22 protein-coding genes and 1 pseudogene are annotated in these 22288 nt (G+C 61.0%); 14 read left to right on the top strand and 9 right to left on the bottom strand.

The annotated features are described in order from the left end of the window. Positions 1 to 2 precede the first annotated feature (2 nt). Positions 3 to 332 (bottom strand): helix-turn-helix domain-containing protein, encoded by a 330-nt coding sequence (locus RX331_RS16340; RefSeq protein WP_317258148.1) that lies wholly within the window; start codon positions 330 to 332, stop codon positions 3 to 5. Positions 333 to 406: 74 nt separating this feature from the next. Then, entirely contained in the window at positions 407 to 1840 is a 1434-nt protein-coding gene (gene mgtE, locus RX331_RS16335; RefSeq protein ID WP_317257502.1) for a magnesium transporter, read from the bottom strand. Between the two features lie 104 nt (positions 1841 to 1944). Between mgtE and RX331_RS16330 the strand changes: the two genes are divergently transcribed. Together RX331_RS16330 and RX331_RS16325 are read left to right on the top strand one after the other, a co-directional pair. Further along, positions 1945 to 2739 carry a polysaccharide deacetylase family protein gene (locus tag RX331_RS16330; protein WP_317257501.1) on the top strand — a complete coding sequence of 265 codons (795 nt, stop codon included), beginning with the start codon at positions 1945 to 1947 and terminating at the stop codon, positions 2737 to 2739. Between the two features lie 213 nt (positions 2740 to 2952). Beyond that, positions 2953 to 4221 carry a polysaccharide deacetylase family protein gene (locus tag RX331_RS16325; protein ID WP_317257500.1) on the top strand — a complete coding sequence of 423 codons (1269 nt, stop codon included), beginning with the start codon at positions 2953 to 2955 and terminating at the stop codon, positions 4219 to 4221. A gap of 102 nt (positions 4222 to 4323) precedes the next feature. Here the strand turns inward: RX331_RS16325 and RX331_RS16320 are convergent, their stop codons facing one another. Both RX331_RS16320 and RX331_RS16315 read right to left on the bottom strand, forming a co-directional pair. Then, complete coding sequence (locus RX331_RS16320; RefSeq protein ID WP_317257499.1) at positions 4324 to 4698, bottom strand: hypothetical protein; 375 nt, start codon at positions 4696 to 4698, stop codon at positions 4324 to 4326. A gap of 456 nt (positions 4699 to 5154) precedes the next feature. Further along, positions 5155 to 5580 (bottom strand): hypothetical protein, encoded by a 426-nt coding sequence (locus RX331_RS16315; protein WP_317257498.1) that lies wholly within the window; start codon positions 5578 to 5580, stop codon positions 5155 to 5157. A 262-nt stretch (positions 5581 to 5842) separates the two neighbouring features. Between RX331_RS16315 and RX331_RS16310 the strand changes: the two genes are divergently transcribed. The 3 genes from RX331_RS16310 (at position 5843) to RX331_RS16300 (ending at position 8511) form a co-directional block, all read left to right on the top strand. Next, positions 5843 to 6631 carry a hypothetical protein gene (locus RX331_RS16310; protein WP_317257497.1) on the top strand — a complete coding sequence of 263 codons (789 nt, stop codon included), beginning with the start codon at positions 5843 to 5845 and terminating at the stop codon, positions 6629 to 6631. Between the two features lie 422 nt (positions 6632 to 7053). Further along, a complete protein-coding gene (locus RX331_RS16305; RefSeq protein ID WP_317257496.1) occupies positions 7054 to 7245 on the top strand; it encodes a hypothetical protein in 192 nt (63 codons plus the stop codon). 123 nt (positions 7246 to 7368) lie between these two features. Beyond that, positions 7369 to 8511, top strand: coding sequence for a DUF2235 domain-containing protein (locus RX331_RS16300; RefSeq protein ID WP_317257495.1), 1143 nt, complete (start codon positions 7369 to 7371; stop codon positions 8509 to 8511). 1660 nt (positions 8512 to 10171) lie between these two features. Here the strand turns inward: RX331_RS16300 and RX331_RS16295 are convergent. Beyond that, complete coding sequence (locus tag RX331_RS16295) at positions 10172 to 10636, bottom strand: hypothetical protein (protein WP_317257494.1); 465 nt, start codon at positions 10634 to 10636, stop codon at positions 10172 to 10174. Positions 10637 to 10792: 156 nt separating this feature from the next. Between RX331_RS16295 and RX331_RS16290 the strand changes: the two genes are divergently transcribed. From RX331_RS16290 to RX331_RS16280, 3 genes are read left to right on the top strand one after another with little or no spacing between them, the layout of a single operon-like run. Beyond that, the gene (locus tag RX331_RS16290; RefSeq protein WP_317257493.1) at positions 10793 to 11350 is read left to right on the top strand and encodes a diguanylate cyclase; all 558 of its coding nucleotides are present in this window, start codon (positions 10793 to 10795) and stop codon (positions 11348 to 11350) included. A gap of 3 nt (positions 11351 to 11353) precedes the next feature. After that, on the top strand, positions 11354 to 12628 hold the full coding sequence (locus tag RX331_RS16285; protein WP_317257492.1) for an SDR family oxidoreductase: 1275 nt from the start codon (positions 11354 to 11356) through the stop codon (positions 12626 to 12628). Next, the gene (locus tag RX331_RS16280) at positions 12628 to 13107 is read left to right on the top strand and encodes a DUF2269 domain-containing protein (RefSeq protein ID WP_317257491.1); all 480 of its coding nucleotides are present in this window, start codon (positions 12628 to 12630) and stop codon (positions 13105 to 13107) included. The genes RX331_RS16285 and RX331_RS16280 overlap by 1 nt, the downstream gene beginning before the upstream one ends. 95 nt (positions 13108 to 13202) lie before the next feature. On the opposite strand, the gene RX331_RS16275 is transcribed toward RX331_RS16280, so the two are convergent. From RX331_RS16275 to RX331_RS16260, 4 genes and pseudogenes are all read right to left on the bottom strand, one after another. After that, on the bottom strand, positions 13203 to 13442 hold the full coding sequence (locus RX331_RS16275; RefSeq protein ID WP_317257490.1) for a hypothetical protein: 240 nt from the start codon (positions 13440 to 13442) through the stop codon (positions 13203 to 13205). A 919-nt stretch (positions 13443 to 14361) separates the two neighbouring features. Beyond that, a complete protein-coding gene (locus RX331_RS16270) occupies positions 14362 to 14598 on the bottom strand; it encodes a hypothetical protein (protein ID WP_317257489.1) in 237 nt (78 codons plus the stop codon). Positions 14599 to 15034: 436 nt separating this feature from the next. Then, positions 15035 to 15649: a hypothetical protein gene (locus RX331_RS16265; protein WP_317257488.1), complete on the bottom strand. Its 615-nt coding sequence runs from the start codon at positions 15647 to 15649 to the stop codon at positions 15035 to 15037. A gap of 247 nt (positions 15650 to 15896) precedes the next feature. Continuing rightward, positions 15897 to 16714 (bottom strand): annotated as a pseudogene (locus RX331_RS16260) (SIR2 family protein). A gap of 189 nt (positions 16715 to 16903) precedes the next feature. Here RX331_RS16260 and RX331_RS16255 point away from each other — a divergent pair. The 6 genes from RX331_RS16255 (at position 16904) to RX331_RS16230 (ending at position 22287) form a co-directional block, all read left to right on the top strand. After that, the gene (locus tag RX331_RS16255) at positions 16904 to 17113 is read left to right on the top strand and encodes a hypothetical protein (RefSeq protein WP_317257486.1); all 210 of its coding nucleotides are present in this window, start codon (positions 16904 to 16906) and stop codon (positions 17111 to 17113) included. A gap of 333 nt (positions 17114 to 17446) precedes the next feature. Next, the gene (gene coxB, locus RX331_RS16250) at positions 17447 to 18457 is read left to right on the top strand and encodes a cytochrome c oxidase subunit II (RefSeq protein ID WP_317257485.1); all 1011 of its coding nucleotides are present in this window, start codon (positions 17447 to 17449) and stop codon (positions 18455 to 18457) included. After that, positions 18454 to 20370: a cytochrome c oxidase subunit I gene (ctaD, locus tag RX331_RS16245; protein WP_317257484.1), complete on the top strand. Its 1917-nt coding sequence runs from the start codon at positions 18454 to 18456 to the stop codon at positions 20368 to 20370. The genes coxB and ctaD overlap by 4 nt, the downstream gene beginning before the upstream one ends. Further along, complete coding sequence (locus RX331_RS16240) at positions 20367 to 20966, top strand: cytochrome C oxidase subunit III (protein ID WP_317258147.1); 600 nt, start codon at positions 20367 to 20369, stop codon at positions 20964 to 20966. The genes ctaD and RX331_RS16240 overlap by 4 nt, the downstream gene beginning before the upstream one ends. Further along, complete coding sequence (locus RX331_RS16235; protein WP_317257483.1) at positions 20963 to 21316, top strand: hypothetical protein; 354 nt, start codon at positions 20963 to 20965, stop codon at positions 21314 to 21316. Before RX331_RS16240 ends, RX331_RS16235 begins: the two co-directional genes overlap by 4 nt. Beyond that, a complete protein-coding gene (locus RX331_RS16230) occupies positions 21313 to 22287 on the top strand; it encodes a cytochrome c oxidase assembly protein (RefSeq protein WP_317258146.1) in 975 nt (324 codons plus the stop codon). Before RX331_RS16235 ends, RX331_RS16230 begins: the two co-directional genes overlap by 4 nt. Position 22288 lies beyond the last annotated feature (1 nt).

Below are 22288 nucleotides of genomic sequence, written 5' to 3'. Positions count from 1 at the left end.
GACTAGGCGGGCGCTTGTTCCGGTGCAAGCGCAGCGAAGACTGTCTCCGGCGAATGGGCGATCACCGCGAGGAGCGCCCGCGCCGGTCCGCGGGGCACCCGCTTGCCCTGCTCCCAGTTCCGGATCGTTTCGACGGGCACGCCGAGCCTTGCCGCGAATTCGAGCTGCGTCAGCTGGGCACGGCGGCGCAGATCGCGCACCGCGGGCGGCGGCGCAGTTTCGCAGGGGGCCGGAGCCGCGGTCATCTCGACAAGCGCCGGCGCGAGCGGGAACTCCTGCCCGTCCCGCAGTTCGACGATCCGTCCGTCCGCTTTCAGCCGCAAGCGCTGCATATTGACCCCGCGAGCCAACATCATGGGCCAAGCGCGTTAAGGCGCGATTAACGATAAATACGGCGCCTGACCGATTACTTCAGCCCGAACCACAGCGTGGCGATGCCGAGGAAGGAGAAGAAGCCGACCACATCGGTGATGGTGGTGACAAAGGTTCCGGATGCCACCGCCGGATCGGCGCGGACCCGTTCCAGCACCATCGGAATCAGGATGCCGCCGAGCGCACCGGCGACCAGGTTGCAGATGATGGCAAGGCCGATCACGACGCCGAGGCCTGGGATCTTGAACCAGGCGACCGCGGCCACGCCGGTGATGATGGCGAAGGCGAGCCCGTTGACGAGGCCGACCATCGCCTCGCGCAAGACGACGCGGAACGCATTATTGGAGCCGAGTTCGCGGGTCGCCAGCGCCCGCACCGCCACCGTCATGGTCTGGGTCGCGGCATTGCCGCCCTGGCTCGCGACGATCGGCGCCAGCACCGCGAGCGCCACCATCTTTTCGAGCTGGCCCTCGAACAGGCCGAGCACGGAGGACGCGAGGAACGCGGTTGCGAGGTTCACCAACAGCCAGTTGAAGCGGCCGCGCGCGATGGTCCAGACATTGTCGGACAATTCTTCGTCGCTGGTGACGCCGCCAAGCGCCTTCAGGTCCTCATCCGCCTCTTCCTCGATGACGTCGACGACGTCGTCGATGGTGATGACGCCGACCAAACGGTTGGTGGTGTCGACCACGGGGGCCGCGACCAGATTGTATTTGCCGAACATCCGCGCGACCTCTTCCTGGTCGTCCAGCACCGAGACGCGGCGGCGGTCCTCCTCGATCAGCTCGGCGAGCGGCACCGGGCGGCGCGCGCGCAGCAGCGTGTCGAGTGAAACCGCGCCCTGCCAGTGCTTGTCGGCATCAACCGCGTAGATCTCGTAGAAGCGGTCCGGCAGATCGGGCGTGTCGCGCATGTAGTCGATCGCCCGCCCCACGGTCCAGTCCGGCGGCACTGCGATGAACTCCGAGCTCATCCGGCGGCCGGCGGAATTCTCCGGATAAAGCAGGCTCCGCTCCAGCGGCTCGCGCTCGGCCGGCGGCAGCTTGTCGAGGATCTCTTCCTTGTCCTCCTCGTCGAGGCCTTCGAGCAGTTCGACGGCGTCGTCGGATTCCAGTTCGCGGACGCCCTCCGCGACCGTCTCCGGTTCGAGTTCCTCGAGGATCTCCTCGCGGACGGCGTCATCGACTTCATTCAGCGCCGAGAAGTCGAAATCGGTGCCGGTGATCTCGACGAGGGTGACGCGATCCTCCGGCTCGAGCGCCGCGATCAAATCGCCGAGATCGGCCTCGTGCAGTTCCGCCACCACCTCGCACAAAAGCGGCCGGTCGGCAGCGTGGATGGCGCGCGCGATTTCCTCGACAAACTCGTGACGGAGCTGCCCCTCCTCGTCCCGCATCAGGAGATGGTCAAGCACGGAGCCTTGCGCTGACAGCGCGTCGGCTTGGGCAACGTCGATATTCTCGGCCATGCCGCGCCTCGCCGGTTTGACAGATTGCGGGAACTTGTCTGATTACGTTGCACGCTTACCCAATCGGCGACACAAAGCGCAATGCCAAATATGTCGAACTGCAAATGACCCGATATCTCAGCGCGGCGCTGGCCTCGGCGGCCCTGGCATTGACGAGTTTCTTTGCCGGTGCCCAGGCTGGCGAATGTCCCCGCAAGGATGCGCTCGGCACCTCACGCGTTCTCACGGTGGACACGGCCAGCTTCCCACGCGTCGGCCTCAAGAGCTTTCCACAGACGCTGCCTCTGGAAGACCGCGAGGTGGTGCTGACCTTCGACGATGGGCCATGGCCGCCGACCGACAAGAAGATCCTGGCCGCGCTGGCACAGGAATGCGTACGCGCCACCTTCTTTTTGATTGGAAGGAACGCTGTGGCGCACCCCGAACTGGTGCGACGAATGGCAGCCGAGGGCCATACCGTCGCGCACCACAGCTTTGCCCATCCCAATCTGAAATACCTGAAGCCCGATGCAGCCATCGGCGAGATCGACAAGGGTATCGCGGCGGTCGAGACTGCGCTTCACGGGACAGCCACGACGACGCCGACGACGCCGTTCTTCCGCTTCCCCTATTTTGAAGCGACGCCAGCTACGCTGGAGGCGCTGCAGAAGCGCGGCATCGCCGTGTTCGGTGCCGACCTCTGGGCCAGCGACTGGAATCCGATGAAGCCGGCGGAACAACTAAAGCTGCTGACCGAGCGGCTGCAGGCCGCCCGCAAGGGCATCATCCTGCTGCACGATCCCAAGGCGCAGACGGCCGCCATGCTGCCGGCCTTCCTGCGCTACCTCCGCGACAATCATTACCGCGTGGTCCATCTCGTTCCACCCGGTGCCAAAACCGTGTCCGGCAAAGCACATTAGATCACGAAGTTTTTGCTTGGCGCCGTTCTGTGGTCCGGATCACGTTGGCATTCCAAATTAAGTCTGGAATTCAGACGATTAAGGCGGCATTCATGGCGGCGCTCGCAAGCCGTTTGCGTGCTCTTGGAATGAAGCCGGGGTTCAATGATCGCTAGCGTATGTGGGGAGCTACGGCGTCGTCCTTGGACCGCCCTGTGCGTGTGCCTGGGCCTTTTGGCCGCCCTTCCCGCGCAGACGGCGTCGGCCGCCGATTGCCCGGGTCATCCCGATGCCATCGGCACGTCGCGCACCCTTGTGGTCGATCCGCACGCCCATCCGACCATCGGTACCATGCAATACGGCAAGACGCTGCCGCTCGCAGACCATGAGGTGGTGCTGACCTTCGACGATGGTCCGCTGCCGAAATACAGCAACGAGATTCTCAACATTCTCGCCGCCCACTGCGCCAAGGCCACCTTCTTCCTGGTCGGAAGCCAGGCCCATGCCAATCCCGAAGGCGTGCGCAAGGTACGCAATGCCGGCCACACGGTGGGCACCCACACCCAGAACCATCCGACCGGTATGGATCGCCTGCCGTTCGAACGCTCCAAACAGGAGATAGAGCAAGGCATCGCCTCGGTTACCGCAGCGCTCGGCGACGGCGGCGGGCTGGCGCCTTTCCTGCGCATTCCTGGCCTGCGCCGCACCGAAGAAATCGAGGAATACGCCGCGTCCAAGGGGCTGCAGCTCTGGAGCGCCGATTTTCCCGCCGACGACTGGCGCGACGTCACGGCCAATCGCGTCTATGAGCTCGCGATGCAGCGGCTGGAGAAAAAGGGCAAGGGCATCCTGCTGCTGCACGACATCCAGCCGCGCACGGTCGCGGCGCTGCCGCGGATCCTGAAGGAAATGAAGGCGCGCGGCTATCGCATCGTCCATGTGGTGCCGGCGACGGCGGAGCGTCCGGCGACGCCGACCGAACCGCAGCAATGGCAGTTGCACCCGGCCTCGGAAGTGGTGGCGACGTCGCGCTGGCCGAATATCCCGAACTTCGCTTTTGCCAGCGGTCCGGCGCTGCCCGCCCCGGCCCTGTCCAATCTCGACTGGCACACGAGCAATCTCGGCGCGCCACACCGCGGGCGCGGCGTCCCGCTGCCGCCGGTTGCGCCATGGCCGCGCCGGGCGGCATTGCTGCCGGGCACGACGCTGGCCGCGCTGCCGGCTCCCGCGGCGGACGTTTTCAAAATGCCGGAATCGGCACGGCTGATCCTGCTGGCTTCGTCCGCGCGCCGGGCGGCGCCGGTGCCGCAGGCGCGTTCAACGGAGGTCTCCTCCGCAAAGCTCGATGGGAAATCGCGCCGCCAAGGCCGCGCGGCGGCAGCGCAGGCGGCGACGACCGAACCAACCGCTCAGGCACCGCGAGGTGCCGCCAGCGCGACGGCCGCCAAGCCCGCAAAAGACGGCAAGCGGACCACGCGCGTTGCCGGCCTGAAAAAGCGGTGAGCGCTGCGGCCCTAGCTGATCGGACCCAGGACCGCGCTTCAATCATCTGTTTGATTGATTTTCCTGGCGAGCCCCTCGCGCGGCCGGCAATCGGATGACGGCTCAGCTGGCGACGATCTTGGCGATGCAGAGCAGGATCACGATGGCGAGAAACAGCAGGTCGATATAGGCTTTGATCTCACCGGCCTGGCGCAGCGCGCTGACCTCGGTGATCACCTGCTTCCGCGTCGATGTCGAATTCGGCCCCTCGCCCAGTGCCGCCACGAGACGGCGCGCCTCCAATTCCAGACGTTCGATGCGCTGGAAGAAGTGAAACGAGCGCAGCGCCGACGCCGCGTGCATGCCGGCATAGATCAGCACGAGGACCGCGACCACCACGCGGTGCTGGTACTTTTCGAGAAAGTTCAGTGCGAAATAGACCAGCGCCAGGAACACGAAGTTGGAGAGGACCCGATAGGCGTAGCTCAGAAACAACATAGAAGAGGCTCCGGGTGGTCTTGGAAGCGCTGACGGTGACGATCGCCAGCCGGCCGGTCTTCTTAGCTTACGCGGGTGGTACGAAGGTAGGAGTAACAACGCAGCAGGCAGCAAAGGACTTGCGGTTCGTGTCATTGCGGACACGCAAAATGCTCGCCGGACCGATTGTAGTACGCCCGAACCGCCACGTTACGGTTGCGTCCGGCAAACCTGAGCACAGCAAGCCAACCACAAACCGGGTGCGGACCCGCCTGATCAGCAACTGCCATTACTGGCAGCGCCGTGAGGCTATTCCGACTGTCGGATACCGCAGAAGAGGACCCGCCATTTGCGGCGGGTGCAAGGTCAGGGAGGAGCTGCAAACTAGGCTGATTCGCGGCACTGACATGTACCGCAATTGACACACGCTATTTGAAAAACATCGCCTCCCGCGCGGACGGCGAACTGATGATACAACTATGCTTTGCCTTCGATCATCTTGAGTTTGACGCTCTCGCAGGTCTTGCGAACCTGCTCGGTGAAGATCGCGCATTCCTCGATGCGCTTGAAGATCTTCTTGGCTTCCTCGCGATAGCAGGTTGCGGTATCGCGCATGAAGGCAATGGCGTTGTGCACCTCCGCGGTCATTGCCTCGCACCTCTTCGCTGCGCTGATCAACTCTGCCCCCATGGCTTCGATTTCCTTGGCGGCGGCTTCGTAGTCGCGCACCACAGCTTCGGCACTAAGCGCGCCGACGCGCGTAATGCCCGCTTCGTGCTCGACGTAGTCGGGCATTGGCTCCGATGGAGCTGCCCTGATCGCCGGAAGGCTCCCCACGACATCTTCCTCAAGTTTAGCCAGGTCCAGCGGCGCAGTTTTGTGAAGTCGTTCGATGCTCGCCATTGGCGATCTCCATGACTCAAATGAACAACCCCCAGGCCGCGCGAGCATGGCGACCGATTCGTGGCGAAATCCCGGACTGAAGAAAGCAACTAGAAGGCGAACTTGTGAATACAGGCAGACCTGACCCTGCCGGCACATCGAGCCGCACATGGCGAGGCTTAATCGGCGCTTAACGGTTTTGCATCAATGATCGACGTTCCAGCGCACCATTTCTCAAGCCGCAAGAATTGCGGGGCCCACTCAACCTCTTCAGGAGGATCGATTGAGGACGCTTGTCATTTGCGCGCTGGCGACGGCCCTGGCCGGTTGCAGCAACCAACCCCCACCGCAGTCATCATGCGCGGGGCTGAACCCGCTGGCCTGCCTGACCGCGGTTCCTGTGCCGATTGAACCTGCGGGACAGGACAACAATCCTGCCGCAGAAAAACCCGTATCCACCGTTGCCTGGCGTGACCGGCCTTCCCCGTCCCGTTCGGACCACACCATCCGTCGAACGCCGAGGCCAGCCAAGGTAGCTAAAGCCGCGCCTGCCGTGCCCCTGCCGCTTCCCTCTCCGCAAACGAGCCAACAGACAACGGATAGTGCTGTTGCTTCCGAAGGCGGTCGTGCAAGCGCCGTCGATCCGCATTCAACGGCCGACGTTCCGCCGAGCCGAACGACAGAGCAGCAGGTTGCGGCCGCCTCCGCCGCCGCCGAACGAATGACAGTTCCGACACTGGATGCGTCGCTGGACACGCTCGTAGCCATCCTGGTCACAGGTCCCGAGGTAAAATCGGTCTCCGACCTGGCCGGCAAGACCATTGCGATCGACGACAGATATTCCGACGCGTCGATTGGCAGGGTCAGGACCGCGATGATTGCGGCCGGTGCGCCCGACATCGAACTAAGCAAGGGCCAGGCGACGGCGATCGGCCGGCTGGTCAGCAAGGAGGTTCCGGCCGCGGTCGTAGGGCTGGTCTCGGTCGGTGCCGCCGACAGCTTTCCCGAGCTTGCACGGCTCCGGATCTTTCGAGTCCCGCTCGCGCCTCGCGCCACGAACAAGCAACCGTAGGCGTGCCGCGGTCGTGGCTTCGCGACAGGAAAGCGCATTCCGGTCAAGGACGAACAGAGCCAAAATCCAGCAAAACCAAAGCTGGCTTGCTGATCTTGCAAGCCCTAAGGAGCCCTCGCTCCCTCCGCGAAGTAGCCTTTGTCTCGAAATCACCCAAGGGATCAACGTCGCGACCTGCGTTCGCGGAGGTATCGCGCCTGATGGCGAACCATTTGCCGACGGTTGATCCGGCCAACACACGCTGCAGACCGACCAGCATTTGCTCGATGCGTCAAAATCAACACCATCGCCCGCTCTCCCCTGGGGTATTTGGATAGTGGATTAGCTTGCGGTACTTCCCCGCGAGGCGTAATTTTCAACCCCACGTAGTTCCTCCGAGAGAGATCTATCTGATACGGCTTGGCGGGAGAGAGCGATGGCGGATGTCCCATGGCACCTTTCCGGTGACTTTTTCGAAAATTGCAGCTGCAGCATCGCACGATCTTGTCGTCGTGCGTCTCGGGCATTACCGGGGCGCTTCTTACGCCGCTCCAGGTTTCAGCAAGGCGCTCGCGCTGTTGGTCGAAGTGGTGTCAAAAACACAAAAGGCCCGGCCCCCAGAATTTGACAACTGAGGGCACAACGGGAGAGGCGAAGGAAACATAAAACGATCCAGGCTTCACTTCGCTTGGGGTTGGCCGTGCACGTCCCAAAGCGCCGACTGATGGGTCCCATTCCGGGCAAAGCGGAGCAATGATATGGCCAAGAACGTTGTGATACTTTCGGACGGAACTGGCCAAGGTGCTAGCATGCCAAAGGCGGTGCGCACCAATGTCTGGAAGCTATGGGACGCAACGGAAAAGGCTGCCCCTGCTCAACAGGTAACGTTCTATGATGAAGGGTTGGGTGCGGAGCACAAGCGCGAGTGGTGGCGTTGGGCGTACGATCTCGCCAGCCGGGCGACCGGCCTCGGAATCTCGCAAAATATCAAGGACTGCTACACAGCTCTCATCGAACACTATGAACCTGGTGACCGCGTTTTTCTGTTCGGATTCAGTCGTGGTGCCTTTACCGTACGTAGTCTCGGCGGCGTGCTGTCGCTTTGCGGTATTCCGCAACGCGACGCCGCCGGAAATAATCCCTGCGACCCTCAGAATAAGAAGGGTCGATTGGCCCTTGTCGAGGAGGCTGTTGAGACTGTCTACAAGCACTACGGAGACAATGAGAAGCAAAAAGAGCGCATTGCCCTTGGCCTGGAATATCGCGACCGTTACCAGAGCCTTTCTATCGATTCCAGCAACCCTCCCTTTCCCTATTTCGTTGGAGTCTGGGACACCGTGCGCGCGCTCGGCATTCCAGGCTCAAGCGGATTGGTCTTGTGGCGTCACGCCTTCCACAATGCCTCGCTAAATCCCTACGTCCCCTACGGACGCCAAGCGCTCTCTATTGACGAGAACCGCGAAATCTTCGCGCCGGAGATCTGGGATGAATCGGAAGAATCGCCGGAAGCCAAAGCGCGTGCTCGCATCAAGCAGGTTTGGTTTCCCGGTGTGCATTCCGACGTGGGCGGCGGCTATCGCGAGACGGGCCTATCCGATTTGGCGCTGGAGTGGATGATCAAGGAGGCAATGGCAGCCGAGCATCCGCTCATCGTGGACATGACCAAGCTGAAACTGGAGCCGTCATTCGCAGGCATTCAGCACGACGAGCGGACCGGATGGGGTCGCGTCTGGACCGAGGGCACCAGGGAAGGCGTGCGAGACGGCGACGGGCCGGACATCCTGCATGAAGACTTTGTTCGCAACCGCTTTGGCTTAGCCAAGGCGCGTTGCGTGACCGGCGACGGCCCCTATCGTCCAAGGGCACTGGCGAAGCACCGCGATTATTTGCGTTTCTATTGAATTCAAGTGGCGCACGAGGAGAGCCCTATACCTGAGCAAGCAAACCCGGGAACAGTCTTACCGCAAGTTCGGATTGATCAGGCCGGACCGAAGATGACGCATCGGAAGTGGCGTCCCCCTGTAAGCGCGGTCAGTCGCGCCGGCCGAGCCCACATGCGATAGCGACGAGGTATGGGTGCCCATCGGAGGCGTTGTGGCGTTACCTGAAAAGCGCCGAAAGCGGGTGAAGCGCATCTTGCGCAATTTCCGAGCACCACAATGATTTCAACTCTAAAGTGGGTATGGTGCGCTCGGAGGGCGGTCGCATTGACTGTGATTTCAGTGACTTGTCCAGATAGACAAACACATTAGGTCCATTTCGTGCCCGAAAGTGCCTTTCAAAAAGGACGCGCAATCGCCATGAAATCCAACGGACATTAGCGGCCAGCGCGAGCATTCCGCCGCCACTTGAACAAGAGATCCCCGAAGCTTTCCTCATGGGTCTATGTCGGGGCCCTGAGACAAAGTGACTGCAAACATTCGCCGACATGGCCATTCCGGCCTTACGGCGGGCGAGAAGCGAGCCATTCTTGCCTCATGGGCATCGGATGCGTCTGCGATAGCGTCCTGCCCGTCGATGCGCTCGCCTGCCGGACTGAAGCGGCCCGTCTCAATCGACGAGATCCTAGAGGCCTGTGCGAACTGGACGGCGTTCCTCGTAACCTCCCGGCGGAAAGCATCGACCGAACGTGCCACCGCCGCCTGAAGCTTGGATTGATTATCAGGAGAAACCGATGATGATCGACGAGAACTTGGCGCGGTTGCGGGCTCATCGCAACAATGTACATCGATACCGCAGGCTGCTCGCAACCCGGCTTTCGGATCTTGAACGTGCCCACACGAGCGCCGACTAGCTGAAGAGCAGGTTTGCATGGAAGCCCTTTCCCAGGAGACGTTTCCGTAAAGCCGGCCTGCTGCATGTCGCAGGTGTCGAGACCGGCCAAGATAGCCGCCATGTTTGAGTTGGACGCTTTCCGTTAATATCTTCGGACCGAGAAAGCAGGTCGCCTGTTTGCAGACGATCTGGCTAGGCTTTATTGCGCTTAGCAACCAATCGTGCCTCTCGGTGTTTGCCAGTGGGATGCCTCTCAGGGCATGCCCCCTGTGGAGATATATCTCGGCCGCTTACCGGTGCAAGCGATCGGGGCTCATCTTACGCGTCAAGGACGTGTTCCCATGAAGATTGCGATCGTATGTGCCATAGCGTTGCTATTGTCCGGCGCCAGTGTCTATGCGCAGGGAAATCCGTCGGGCCGTGGCTCGGTTACTGGAGATCCGGCTGCCAGCTCCGCGAATCCAAATGCAGAACCGACACCGCGAGGCAGGTCCACGAATAACCCCAGTGGCAGCGGCACCTCTACTTCGGGCGGCCGGGACGATAATGCCGATCAAGGCCGGGACATGATGCCGGAAACCGCCCGGCAACCTACGCCCCAAAGCCAGCAAGGGATTGCCGAAATAGTGCCCTGCGCGATCCCGCAACGTCAGCTAATCAAAAACAACCGACGTTTCACCTCCGACAACTGCGGTCATTGGTCCGCGAGCACGTGATCGCTCCCCCGCGAGCTTTGTCGTCTACAGGACATGCTCACGTAACCTGTCTGATCGGTATATTAGATATTTAAACGATGCTCCGCGACACCAGCGCTCCTGCAGCAAGACCCAGCGCAAGGCCTGCAAAAGCGCCTGCCATCGATTTCCTGGACAACGTCAGCTCCCAGCCAGGCGTCAGTCGCTTTGGCGTTATGCCATAATCGACGATCGCTGCGATCATCGACATCACGGCGGCATCTCGCGCTAGTTCGACAGGTGACCGAGGCGGATGAGCCGCCAACCAGGCCTCAAACGGCAGTGCCCAGAACAGCGCTGATGCATGATGGGTGGCGAGCCCTACGCCAGTATGTGCAGCGTCGATACGGGCAACGCGGGCTGCCTTCTCGCCGTGGAGCCAATGGCTGGTCGAGTTCACGGGTTGCGCAGCGTGTTTCCCTTCCATTTTCGCCAGAGCGGCAAGCGCGGCGATCGAAACGACGCTGGCTACGCTGCCGGTTACGAGGGTGGAAGCCAACAATTGCGCGGGTTTCATGACTGACCTGAGTTCAATTCGATCGCGACGACAAGTGCAAAGCGCTTGCAAACGTTCCTGACGCCCGCCCTGCTGCGAGCGCACCAGTTCCGTCCCGAGGAACGATCGCAGCCACCCTGCTTTATCCGTCCGCGCATTTTGCCATGGAGACCTGACATGGGACCCGAGGAGGTCCTGCGAGCGATGCTGATGTATTTTGTCCTGCCGCTTTGGCTGGCCGCTGGCTTTGCCGATTACCTCTGCCATCGCGCGACCCACATCGAAAAGACCAGCGGCTGGAAAGAATCCGTTCTGCACCTCGCCCAGTTTGCCGAGATGGCCGTCCCGGTGCTGGCTGCGCTTTTCCTCGAAATCACCTCGGGCGTGATTCTCGTGATGATGGTGTTTCTGGTTCTCCACGAAGCCACCGCTATCTGGGACGTCAGCTACGCCTCGACAAGGCGTGAGGTTTCGCCGACCGAGCAGCACGTGCATAGCGTACTCGAGATGCTTCCCTTGACCGGATTGCTGCTCGTCATCGCGCTTCACTGGCCTGCATTTGCGGCCTTGTTCGGCCATGGAACGCCCGACTTTTCGTTCAGGCTGAAGCCCTCGCCGCTCCCCCTGACTTACATTGTAACGATGCTGGCTTTGACCGCGCTGTTCGAGGTTCTGCCGTACCTCGAGGAATTGATCCGCGGCCTGCGATACCGCGACCTCCGAAGGAAGGAGTAGTCGATGCGTGTCCTTCTCGTTGGCGGCACTGGCCTGATCGGCTCGGCGATTCGTGCAAGGCTCTCCGCCGAAGGGCATGAATGCGTATTGGTGTCGCGCCATCCGACGGCGGTCCCTGATACCCATCACATCGCGCTCGATATGGCACGGACGACCGATGCTTCGGAATGGAAGGGCATTCTTGCAGGCGTCGACGCCGTTATCAACGCGGCGGGCGCCCTGCAGGGGCAGGATATGCAAGGCGTTCATGTCGCCGGCAGCGCAGCGCTCTATGCGGCCTGCGAAAACGCGGGCGTCCGCCGCGTGATCCTGTTCTCGGCGATTGGCACCAATCGCGATGCGCGCAGCGATTTTTCCCGGACCAAGCGGGAAGGCGAAGCCGCCTTGATGGCGCGCGACCTTGATTGGGTCGTGCTGCGGCCTTCCGTCGTGGTGGGCCGCTCCGCCTATGGCGGCAGCGCGCTGCTGCGCGGGCTGGCGTCGCTGCCGGTTCTGCCTGATATGCCCGACACGGCAGCCATTCAGCCGGTACATCTCGACGACATCGTCGAAACGGTGCTGTTCTTTCTGCAACCGGGTGCTCCTTCAAGGATCGCACTGGATCTGGCCGGTCCTCGGCAGATGGCCTTCAGCGACGCTGTCGCGCTGTTTCGCCGCTGGCTGCGCTGGCGGCCTGCTTACCGTCTGCACCTGCCCGCGTGGGCGGTTTCCGGCGCTTACCGCGCGGGAGACGTCGCGCAATTGCTGGGTTGGCGAACGCCCGTCAATTCGACGGCGCAGGCGGAAATGCGGCGAGGCGCGACCGGCGATCCCGAGCCCTGGCGTCAGATAACGGGCATGACGCCACGCGATCTTGAAGCCGCATTCTTAAGCGAGCCCGCCTCGGTGCAGGAACGCTGGTTTGCGCGGCTCTACGTCCTGAAGCCGCTGATATTCGGCGTCTTCGGCCTGTTCTGGATCGTCACCGGCATCATCTCCCTGGGGCCGGGCTGGGACATCGGCATGTTGTATGTCCGGGAAGGCGGACTGGGAGAAACGTTCGCCGCACTCACCGTCGTCGCGGGCGCCCTCGCCGATATCGTCATCGGCCTCGCCATTCTTTGGCGTCCCGCGAGCCGCTATGGGCTCTGGGCAGCGCTGATCATCTCGCTGACCTATGTCGTGATCGGCACGACGCTGGTGCCGCGGCTGTGGGCCGATCCGCTCGGGCCGATGCTGAAGATCTGGCCGGTCTTGATGCTCAATCTGGTCGCCATGGCGATTCGGGAAGAGCGCTGATGTTCTATTTCCTTCTCAAGTTGGTGCATATCATCGGCGCCGCCGTCCTGCTCGGCACCGGCGCCGGCATCGCCTTCTTCATGCTGGTGGCGCATCTGCGCGGCGAGCCGCGCGAGATCGCCGGGGTTGCACGCACGGTGGTGCTTGCCGACTTCCTGTTCACGGCGAGTGCCGTGATCCTTCAGCCGATCACCGGCATATGGCTCGCCTGGTCGAGCGGCTATTCACTTCGCGATGGATGGATTGCAGCGTCGATCGCACTCTATGTGGTGACCGGCGCCTTCTGGCTGCCGGTGGTGTGGATGCAGATGCGAATGCGCGATCTTGCCGTTCGTGCGGTCGAGACGCATGCCAAGCTGCCCGCCGAGTACCACCGCCTTTTCCGCTGGTGGTTCGCCTTTGGCTTTCCGGCGTTCGCGGCGGTGCTGGCTATCTTCTGGCTAATGATAGCCCGTCCATCTATTCCGTACTGGGATTAGGGCGCGTATTTCTCTTGCGGCCAAATGTGCATCCATCATGATCACCGGCAGGCGCTCGGCAGATGGAGGCAGGCGCTGATCTGTTTTGGGGCTTGTTAATTTACTCGAGGGCGCTTTTTTGGGCTGGTTAGTTCCGAGCTCAAGCCGAAATCTTTTGAGTGAGCGCCTTCTTCGGCCTGTTGGAAGCCCTCTGCCACCAATCCACGCCTGAGTAATTCTCGCACCGCTGATGCGCGGCTCGGCATCCGCTTCAAGAATCGCCAATTGTCGACCAGCTTCAATTCGGCTGATTTCAACATGATCTGAAGGCGTATCTCTCGAGTGAGCACACTCATTGTCCTCTCCTGCGTGTGCGAAATTTACTCACTAGAAGTACAAAGCATCAATAACGTTCCTAACTAATTAGGGGGCTTACGGTGCTCAGCCGCCAAAACCGTACAAGGCTCAACTCATTGCGAGCACTGAGATTTATTTGATTGTGTCGACTGCCGGACGGACCGGGCCTGCATGGCGAGATACCGTTTAAACCATCACCGCGGGGCCTCGCTGCATTCATCCGAGATGAGAACGCAAAAAAGATCCCGCCGTCATCCACAGATGGAGTTGGGCATGATCATCAAGCGTCGCCGTTTCAAGCAAACTCAATCCCTTGAGGAGCGTCTTGCCCAAGACACAGCGCAACTACTCGAGCAAGCTAAGGCGCTACCGTCAGGACCCGACAGGCGGCATATCATGCGCAGGATCAGACAGAACGAGACAGCCACTCATATGAGCGAATTGCTTCGCTCCCCACCGTTGCAGCCTACCAAGTAACGGAGTCTTGGTTGGTCAAGCATCAGGCGTACTTGGTCGGTGCAGACGGGCAATTCACGCTCTGTCGCGCGTTTGCGTGCTATACGTGACGAAGCGAGTAACGGACGAACGGCCGGCGGAGCTTCCATGCGGCGCGACTGGTGAGCGTCTTCCTCCGGACGATAATCAGTCCATCACATAACCATCGCTCGTGATCTAGGTTCATGCTCCATGAAAAAGTCTATGCCGTTAAGGCGTTCACCTTCGCGACGCTGATTTCGATGAGTCTTTGGGTAGGGCGCAACACCAGCAGGCAGTTTGGCCACACCCGGCAATGAAGGTGTTCGCAAACCAAGATGCCGCAGGGACTGGTTCGAGGAGAACGATCCTGAGGGCGTCGCGTTCGAGTAAAAAGTGCTCGGATGGAGGCCGCCAACTGAGGCGGCCTCGCCGACATCTGCTTTACTCCATTTCGGCGGCAACGGAATTTTCTACTTCCTTGGGTGGCTGGAGACCGGGCGAGTTCAGCCATTTATCAATGTGAGCGGCCGTCTCAGCTTGTCGCGCTCGCCGCAACAGCAGTTCTCGCGCCATACCAGGAGCAGCTTCTTTTGCCGCTTCCTTGAAGCGTATGGCCTCTTCGATTAATCGCGCGCGGAAGGTTTTTTCGTGTTTGATACGACGGCGACGCTTGATCATGCGCTGCTCCATTCCGTTTGAGGAAGGCGGGAGCGCAACAAGCGTTCTCATCACCGATAGAAGCCGGGGACCGCGCGGTGATGTCCTATAATTCATGGCTATCACGGGCAGTTCTCCCGCAAATGTTAACTTTGGGATGAGAAATCCAGAATTCCTTCTAAGACCCGCCAGCGCTGCGCGGCGGTCAGCACTTGCGCCGATCAATCTCTCGGCGCTGGAGATGATCACGCAGGGCTCAGCGCTTTGGTTTTTACCTCGTACCGAGACCGAGCAACACGACGACGGTGGAGGGTGGCAGGCTTGGGATATCGACCTTCTGCCGATAGGTCCGTACCGCCTCGATGAGTCCATCTCGGCTACGGACCCACCCGACATCACTACGACTCCAGATGGAACGACTGTGCCGTACCGTTTGCTAGTGCTGTGATGCGAATCCCTACGTAACTGGTCGTGCGGCTTCCTTGACCGCCTGACCTGTGGTCGCCATTCCGGCAGCGTAGGCCGCACCGGCACCAAGCAGCAGTGCGCAGAAGCTTGCAAACATTACATAGGCGAAGTGTTTGCGCGCTTCTTCGATTTGCGGTTGTGTCGGAGACCGGACATTCGAGCCGACGGTTTCGCGGTACGGCACTCCGGACAGAGCCGCGATGCGCGCGCTCGCCGCGTATGAGGGACCGACAAGGTTGCTGGCAATGCTGGTGGCGGACGCCGGGATCATCGCCGCAGCCGCTACTACGACCACGGTGGCGACCGACCACGCGGCCAAGGCATGCCCCACCCGCCCAAGACCGGTCTGATCGGGCGAGTTGGCCGCCGCGACCGCGCCGCCGATAAAGGCAGCGATAATGCCCGATACAGCCCACCACACGAAAGCAGCCCAACCGGCGCTCGCAGGCGCGGATTGGGCGGTCGGGACGTCGATCGCGAGCAGGCCAACGCCGAAGCCCAGCATGGTCAACAAAATCTGGACAACCAACGAGGCAAACACGCCGGCCAGGACGGCCGACCAGGTCCAGCCGAAAAAAGCGTTAGGCACTGTACGTGGGGCCATGATGAGTTCTCCTGAGTTTCACCATACTCTGCCGCCCAACGCTGCGTTCAAACTTCCGTTCCTATATTGGAACTGGCGATCCGCTTCTCCGTTTGGGCTCTGGAGAGACCTGCAAGAGGAGTTGACAAATGACGTTTGGCAGAGGCGCCCTGCTGTGGCTCTTGGGCATTCCGCTTCCCGTCATCCTGCTGCTCGCGTTGTTCTGGCGTTAGCTGCGAGAACGCGTAGCACGACGGAGTTTCCGCGGTCAGGACGAGCAAATTCTGTTCCGAATATCTGCAAGGAAGGCAGTCAGCAGATCGTCTGCGCATGCTCCGCTTTCGGGCGTCAGCAGCGTAATTCCCCAGCGCGGGAGCATTGCCTCTTGCAGGGGATTCGATGAAGGCATGAACACAAACAACCGCGGGCGGTGGTCGCGGTGGCCTGATCTTTCCCAGGTTTGCCAGATGCCATGCAGCAGCAGCCGGATATTGGGGTCAGACATGCTGTATCCAATGAACAGGATGGTGTGACCCAAGGCATCCCATCGAGAAAATCGGTCTCGGTAAGAACCAGCGACGCATCGTCATCAAAGTCGCCATGATACTTGACGATATGCGTCACCCCCTCCGCAGCTTCCGCCATCTGCTTCGCGTTCGCGATCTTTGCGTAAGGCTTCTTGTGAACCTCGGACGCCGTTTCGAGATTGCGGTCATAATTGGTGGTGTAGATCGTCGGAAAGTCGAGTTCGACGATGAGCTTGTGAAGCTGCGAGGCCGCGACGCGATCCGCAGCGACTTTCCAGTTTCGATCCAGCCGGATTCGTAACGGACCCATCCCACCCTGCTTCAGGCGATAGAACTCGGCCAGCAATTGATACCCGTCGCTCATCCCATCGATTACATCGGGACTGAGATCGAGCTCTTTCAGCAAGTGGTCGATCAGGCTTTGCCAATACGGCAACCCCACAGCCATCGAAACGCCTGCACCAACGAATAGGATCGCGTGACGCCGCTTGATTGCATCTGCCAAGAGATGCCTGGGAGATGAATTTCGCTGCTCTAGGTCTGCTTCTGAATTTTTCATCAGTTTCAACAGGTCCGGATTCCTCCGTTCATATTCGCAGTGTGATCAGGACCACCAAGCTTCAGTCCATGTTGTTGGTTCGTAAGGCGGCTCGGTGATTGCATAGGCCGCGAAGCACCGACATATGATGCTCCAGCGAGGAACGTTCGACGCAGATCAGAGTATTCAGCTGAAAGGAGCAAGAGAGCGATGGCTTACGCCCTTTTCAAGGACGACCAGAAATTGAGCCGCACCTTTCCTACAAAGGAAGAGACGCTGAAGAAGGCTGAAGAGGCAGGCTTGGTCGATACGATCAACGACAAGCCAGTCCTCGAGGACAATCTGACCGTCAAGCCGTGCGCACCCGATGCCGAAGGCAAGGGCGACGAGGACCTTGACTGGGCGCCTGACAAGCCTTGACCTGCTGATCGGGCCAATTCCTGCAGGAACGCCCTTATCCGCTCGCCGTTTAAGCGGGATGAAGAAGACTTTGGCTCACGAATTCGCAGCCTTTACCCAGCCTGGCGCGCTAATCGCGATGTTACTGGTATTGCTGATGATGGCAGCCGGCGGCGCGGCAATGGCAATAGCTGCGCGGGGATGGCCGTTATAATTCCTGCAAGAACCAGCCGTCCAGCACACTCGTAACCTCAAACATGGCGCGGTGCGCTCCGCATGAGCGCTCCCGATAAATTGGAACCTTCGTACCTCTGCGCGGTTTCGCCGGTCCGTTGCAGATGAGTTCGGGACAAAATGGCTGTCTGGTTGAGATCGGGTGTCGCAGTTACCGCCACTTGCGTCCTCACGTCCTGTACGGGATGGCAGTCGTCCCTCAACGCGCAGGCCGCTCAATCGGCGGAGATCAAGCGCATCCTTTTGATCTTCTTTGCGATATCCACCGTGATCTGGATCGGCGTAATGCTGGTCCTGTTGTTCGGCCTGATCCGCCGCAAGGCCATCCGCGAGCAGCCGCTCGAGCTCCATGAGGCCTTTGAGCGCCACGCCGGGAGCGTCATCCTCATAGCCGGGATTGCCACAACAATTACAGTGCTTGCTCTCTCCGTCGTGAGCTATGGCGCACAGCGAACCGTATTCGCCAATGACCCCGGCGCGGTGACGGTAAAGGTGACCGGACATCAATGGTGGTGGGAGGTCCAGTACCAGGCCGACAGCCCTCACCTGAGCTTTGCGACGGCCAACGAAATCCGGGTGCCGGTCGGCCAGCCGATGACGATCGAGCTGGAGAGCGCCGACGTCATCCACAGTTTCTGGGTACCGAGCCTGACCGGGAAGATGGACTTGGTTACCGGTCAGCAGAACACAGTACAGTTCACCGCGACAAATCCAGGCATTTACCGTGGACAATGCGCTGAATTTTGCGGCGTACAGCACGCCCATATGGCGTTCACCGTCACCGCGCTGGCGCCGGACGACTATCGCCGCTGGCGCGATCACCAAAACCAGAGCGCGCCAAGCCCGAGCGATCCGCTCAGCATCCGCGGGGAGCAGCTGTTTCGCGGCCGCGGCTGTGGGCTCTGCCATACGGTCCGCGGCACGCTGGCCGGCGGCCAGCTCGGCCCGGACCTGACGCACGTCGCCAGCCGAGAAACGATTGCTGCCGGCACGCTGCCGCGAAATACCGGCAATCTCGCCGCGTGGATCGCCGACCCCCAGCACATCAAGCCGGGCAACCTCATGCCGAAGATGTCGCTGCCGTCGGACGAGTTGATCGCCATCGTTCACTATCTGGAGCAGTTGCAGTGAGCGACCTTGCAAGAGAAGCCGGCGATGTGCGCGACAACGGCTTGGAGCAACCCGAACTCGCGGCGGTCCTGCAGCGGATGTGGCAGACGCCGGCTGGCTGGCTCGGGTCATTGACGTCGGTCGATCACAAGGTGATCGGCAGGCGTTACATCCTCACCGCCTTTGCATTTCTGATTCTCGGCGGTTTACTTGCCGTGCTGATGCGGCTGCAGCTTGCTGGCGCCGAGCGCAGTCTGCTTTCGCCGGACCTCTACAATCAAGTCTTTACGATGCACGGCTCGACGATGATGTTTCTGTTCGCCGTTCCTGTCATGGAAGCTTTCGCCGTCTACTTCGTGCCGCTGATGGTCGGCACGCGCAACATCGCCTTTCCCCGGCTCAATGCGTTCAGCTATTGGATTTTCCTGTTCGGCGGATGCTTCCTGTGGATCGCGTTCCTGTTCAATCTCGGTCCTGACGTCGGCTGGTTCGCCTACGTGCCGCTGTCGAGCCTTCAATACAATCCGACCAAGCGCGCCGATGTCTGGGCGCAGATGATCACCTTCACCGAGGTCGCGGCGCTCGCGGTCGCCGTCGAGATCGTCGTTACCGTATTCAAGCAGCGCGCCGTCGGCATGACCCTCGATCGGATCCCGATCTTCGTCTGGGCGATGCTGGTGACCTCGTTCCTTGTCCTGTTTGCAATGCCTTCGATCATGGTCGCCTCGACGACGCTGATCCTGGACCGGCTCGTGAGTACGCATTTTTACGACACGGCGTCGGGAGGAAACGTGCTGCTGTGGCAGCATCTGTTCTGGTTCTTCGGTCATCCGGAGGTGTACATCATCTTCATTCCGGGCACCGGCATGGTCTCGATGATCATCGCCACCTTCGCCGGGCGTCCGGTGGTCGGCTATACCATCATCGTACTTTCGCTGATTGCCACTGGCTTTCTGTCGTTCGGGCTGTGGGTGCACCACATGTTCGTGACTGGCTTGCCGCAGCTCGGCGCCAGCATGTTCACGGCCTCGAGCATGCTGATTGCCGTGCCAAGCGGGCTACAGATCTTCTGCTGGCTTGCAACGCTCTGGGATGGACGTCCCGTCTACCGCACGCCTCTGTTATTCGTGCTCGGTTTTTTCGTGATCTTTGTCGTGGGTGGTCTCTCCGGGGTCATGGTCGCCTCGGTGCCGATCGATATGCAGGTGCATGACACCTACTTCGTCATTGCGCATTTTCATTACGTCCTGATCGGCGGGGCAGTATTTCCGCTCGTCGGCGCGGTCTACTACTGGTTTCCGAAGATCACGGGGCGGATGCTCGGTGAGACGTTCGGGCGCTGGAATTTCTGGCTCGCCTTCATCGGCTTCAACGTCGCGTTCTTCCCAATGCACATTCTCGGGCTGATGGGCATGCCGCGGCGCGTCTACACCTATACGCCGGAGATGGGATGGGATCATCTGAACTACCTGTCGAGTGCCGGCGCCGCGCTGTTTGCCGTTAGCTTTGCGGTGCTGATAGCCAATGTCATTTTCAGCCTGCGCCGCGGTGAGCTCGCAGGCGACAATCCCTGGGGTGCATCGACGCTCGAATGGGCGACCAGCTCGCCCCCGCCGGCCTACAACTTCTCGCGAATTCCCGTGGTGACCCATCGCGATCCGCTGTGGGCCGACGCCGGCAACCTGCCTGTGGTTGCGGGCTTGAGCGTCGAACGGCGCGAGGTGCTGCTCAGTTCGATCGCGGATGCCGAGCCGCACACCCGCGAGGCATCGCCGGAGCCGAGTATCTGGCCGCTACTCACGGCAATCACCACCACAATATTCTTCATCGGCTCGATCTTCACACCATGGGCGGTGGTCTGGGGTACGCCGCCGATCGCCATCGCGCTGATCGGCTGGTTCTGGCCGACCGGCAGCAAGGAGGACGAGGCGTGAGGCAAACCATCGTCCGCGACGTCAAAGAGATTCCGACTTACGGCTTCGGCTCCCAAACCGGCCCCTGGTGGGGGGCGATGGCCTTCATCGCGCTCGAAGGCATGGGATTCGCCGTGGCGATGGCAGCATATCTTTATTTGTACGCTGTGAACTCCCAATGGCCGCTCAATTCGCCGCCACCTGATCTATGGCCGGGAACGCTCGCGACCGCCGTGTACCTTCTCAGCATCATCCCGAACCTGATCACGGACCGCTGGGCGCGAAGGCTCGATCTGCGCGGCGCGCGGATCGGCCTCGTCATCATGTCGCTGATCGGCCTGGTCCTGCTGGTAATCCGCGGCTTCGAATTCGCACATCTCAACACGCGATGGGATCTCGACGCCTACGGCTCCATCGTGTGGTTCGTGCTCGCCCTGCATACGACGCACCTGGCGACGGATGTTGGCGACACGCTGGTGCTGACAGTCCTCATGTTTACGCATCATGCCACACCGCGGCGGTTCAGCGACGTCACCGACAATGTGTTCTACTGGAACTTTGTCGTGATCGCGTGGCTGCCGCTGTACGTTCTGCTGGATTGGATCCCACGGCTATGAACGCGAGCAGCGCACCGAGAATTCCGCTCTATTGGCTGGGGGTGGCGCTCGGCCCCGCAGCCTGGGGGATCAATCTGCAAGCGATATACGCGCTCACGCCCCACGTTTGTGCCAAGCCAAGCTCGACCACGATCGTTCTTTCGATCGTCATGGCGATTGCTGCAGCCTCCGGGTCGTTGATTTCATTGCGCGCCATCCGCAGCGACGCGGCGGCGGAGTGGACCGAAGCGCAGGGCGGCCGCGCGCGCAACTTCATGGCCTGGCTCGGGGTCGGCAGCGGCGTGATATTTGCGCTTGTTATCCTGAACCAACTGGTCGCGGCGCTGATGATCAGCCCGTGTTTGCGATGAGATCGCTCGTAACCGTCCTGCTGATGCTGGCTGCCACGCCTGCGACCGCCCATGATGTATCGGGCGCGCTCAACTCCGCCTCGGCGTGGAGCTACGATCCCTGGCTGCTGACGCCACTCTATGTCGTCGGCATCGCCTTCTACGTCGGGACGCAAAGGGTCTGGCACGTAGCCGGATTCGGTCATGGCGTGAAGGTCGCGCAAGCTGCCGCATTCTGGACGGGTTGGCTGGTGCTCGCGCTTGCCATCACCTCCCCGCTGCACTGGCTCGGCGAGAGACTGTTCAGCGCACATATGATCGAGCATGAGCTGATGATGGTCGTAGCCGCGCCGCTCATGGCGTACGCACGGATCAATGGCGCGCTGCTGTGGAGCTTGCCTCGGCGTTGGCGACCTTCGGTGGGGCGCCTTGTCACCACCGGCGGGATTGCAGGCTGTTGGCGTGCGATCAGCCACCCCATTACCGCAACTGCACTGCATGGCCTTGCGCTGTGGCTGTGGCATGCCCCTCCGCTCTATCGCCTGGTGCTCGAAAACAGCGCCGTGCACCGCACGCAGCACATCAGCTTCTTTCTCACCGCACTGTTGTTCTGGTGGGTGCTGTTCTACGGCCGAGGCGCGGGCCGCAGCACGCACATCCGCGATGGAATCGGCGTCGCCTGCCTGTTCGTCACCGTACTCCATTCCGGCCTTCTGGGTGCCCTGCTCACGCTCTCACCCCGCCTCTGGTTCCCGCAACAGGGGCTCCTCGCTCCAGAGTTCGGCTTGACGCCGCTGGAAGATCAGCAGCTTGCGGGACTGCTGATGTGGATTCCGATGGGCACGCTCTACACCTGCGCCGGCCTGCTTTTTGCGCATCGCTGGTTGTCGCGATCGAGTATGGCCACCCGCCCAACCGTTCTTCGCGAACAGGAACATTGCCCTACTGATTTTGTTCAACCCGCGTCCGCACAAACCTTCACAGGAGTTTGAT

This window comes from Bradyrhizobium sp. BWA-3-5 (assembly GCF_032917985.1).
Lineage (GTDB): Bacteria > Pseudomonadota > Alphaproteobacteria > Rhizobiales > Xanthobacteraceae > Bradyrhizobium.
This window is presented reverse-complemented; position numbering and strand designations above follow the sequence as displayed.

Bases quoted from the DNA above. Each gene is read 5' to 3' on its own strand.
- RX331_RS16340 (WP_317258148.1), bottom strand. From the start codon at position 332: ATGCAGCGCTTGCGGCTGAAAGCGGACGGACGGATCGTCGAACTGCGG.
- mgtE (WP_317257502.1), bottom strand. From the start codon at position 1,840: ATGGCCGAGAATATCGACGTTGCCCAAGCCGACGCGCTGTCAGCGCAA.
- RX331_RS16330 (WP_317257501.1), top strand. From the start codon at position 1,945: ATGACCCGATATCTCAGCGCGGCGCTGGCCTCGGCGGCCCTGGCATTG.
- RX331_RS16320 (WP_317257499.1), bottom strand. From the start codon at position 4,698: ATGTTGTTTCTGAGCTACGCCTATCGGGTCCTCTCCAACTTCGTGTTC.
- RX331_RS16315 (WP_317257498.1), bottom strand. From the start codon at position 5,580: ATGGCGAGCATCGAACGACTTCACAAAACTGCGCCGCTGGACCTGGCT.
- RX331_RS16305 (WP_317257496.1), top strand. From the start codon at position 7,054: ATGTCCCATGGCACCTTTCCGGTGACTTTTTCGAAAATTGCAGCTGCA.
- RX331_RS16300 (WP_317257495.1), top strand. From the start codon at position 7,369: ATGGCCAAGAACGTTGTGATACTTTCGGACGGAACTGGCCAAGGTGCT.
- RX331_RS16295 (WP_317257494.1), bottom strand. From the start codon at position 10,636: ATGAAACCCGCGCAATTGTTGGCTTCCACCCTCGTAACCGGCAGCGTA.
- RX331_RS16290 (WP_317257493.1), top strand. From the start codon at position 10,793: ATGGGACCCGAGGAGGTCCTGCGAGCGATGCTGATGTATTTTGTCCTG.
- RX331_RS16285 (WP_317257492.1), top strand. From the start codon at position 11,354: ATGCGTGTCCTTCTCGTTGGCGGCACTGGCCTGATCGGCTCGGCGATT.
- RX331_RS16280 (WP_317257491.1), top strand. From the start codon at position 12,628: ATGTTCTATTTCCTTCTCAAGTTGGTGCATATCATCGGCGCCGCCGTC.
- RX331_RS16275 (WP_317257490.1), bottom strand. From the start codon at position 13,442: ATGAGTGTGCTCACTCGAGAGATACGCCTTCAGATCATGTTGAAATCA.
- RX331_RS16270 (WP_317257489.1), bottom strand. From the start codon at position 14,598: ATGATCAAGCGTCGCCGTCGTATCAAACACGAAAAAACCTTCCGCGCG.
- RX331_RS16265 (WP_317257488.1), bottom strand. From the start codon at position 15,649: ATGGCCCCACGTACAGTGCCTAACGCTTTTTTCGGCTGGACCTGGTCG.
- RX331_RS16255 (WP_317257486.1), top strand. From the start codon at position 16,904: ATGGCTTACGCCCTTTTCAAGGACGACCAGAAATTGAGCCGCACCTTT.
- coxB (WP_317257485.1), top strand. From the start codon at position 17,447: ATGGCTGTCTGGTTGAGATCGGGTGTCGCAGTTACCGCCACTTGCGTC.
- RX331_RS16235 (WP_317257483.1), top strand. From the start codon at position 20,963: ATGAACGCGAGCAGCGCACCGAGAATTCCGCTCTATTGGCTGGGGGTG.
- RX331_RS16230 (WP_317258146.1), top strand. From the start codon at position 21,313: ATGAGATCGCTCGTAACCGTCCTGCTGATGCTGGCTGCCACGCCTGCG.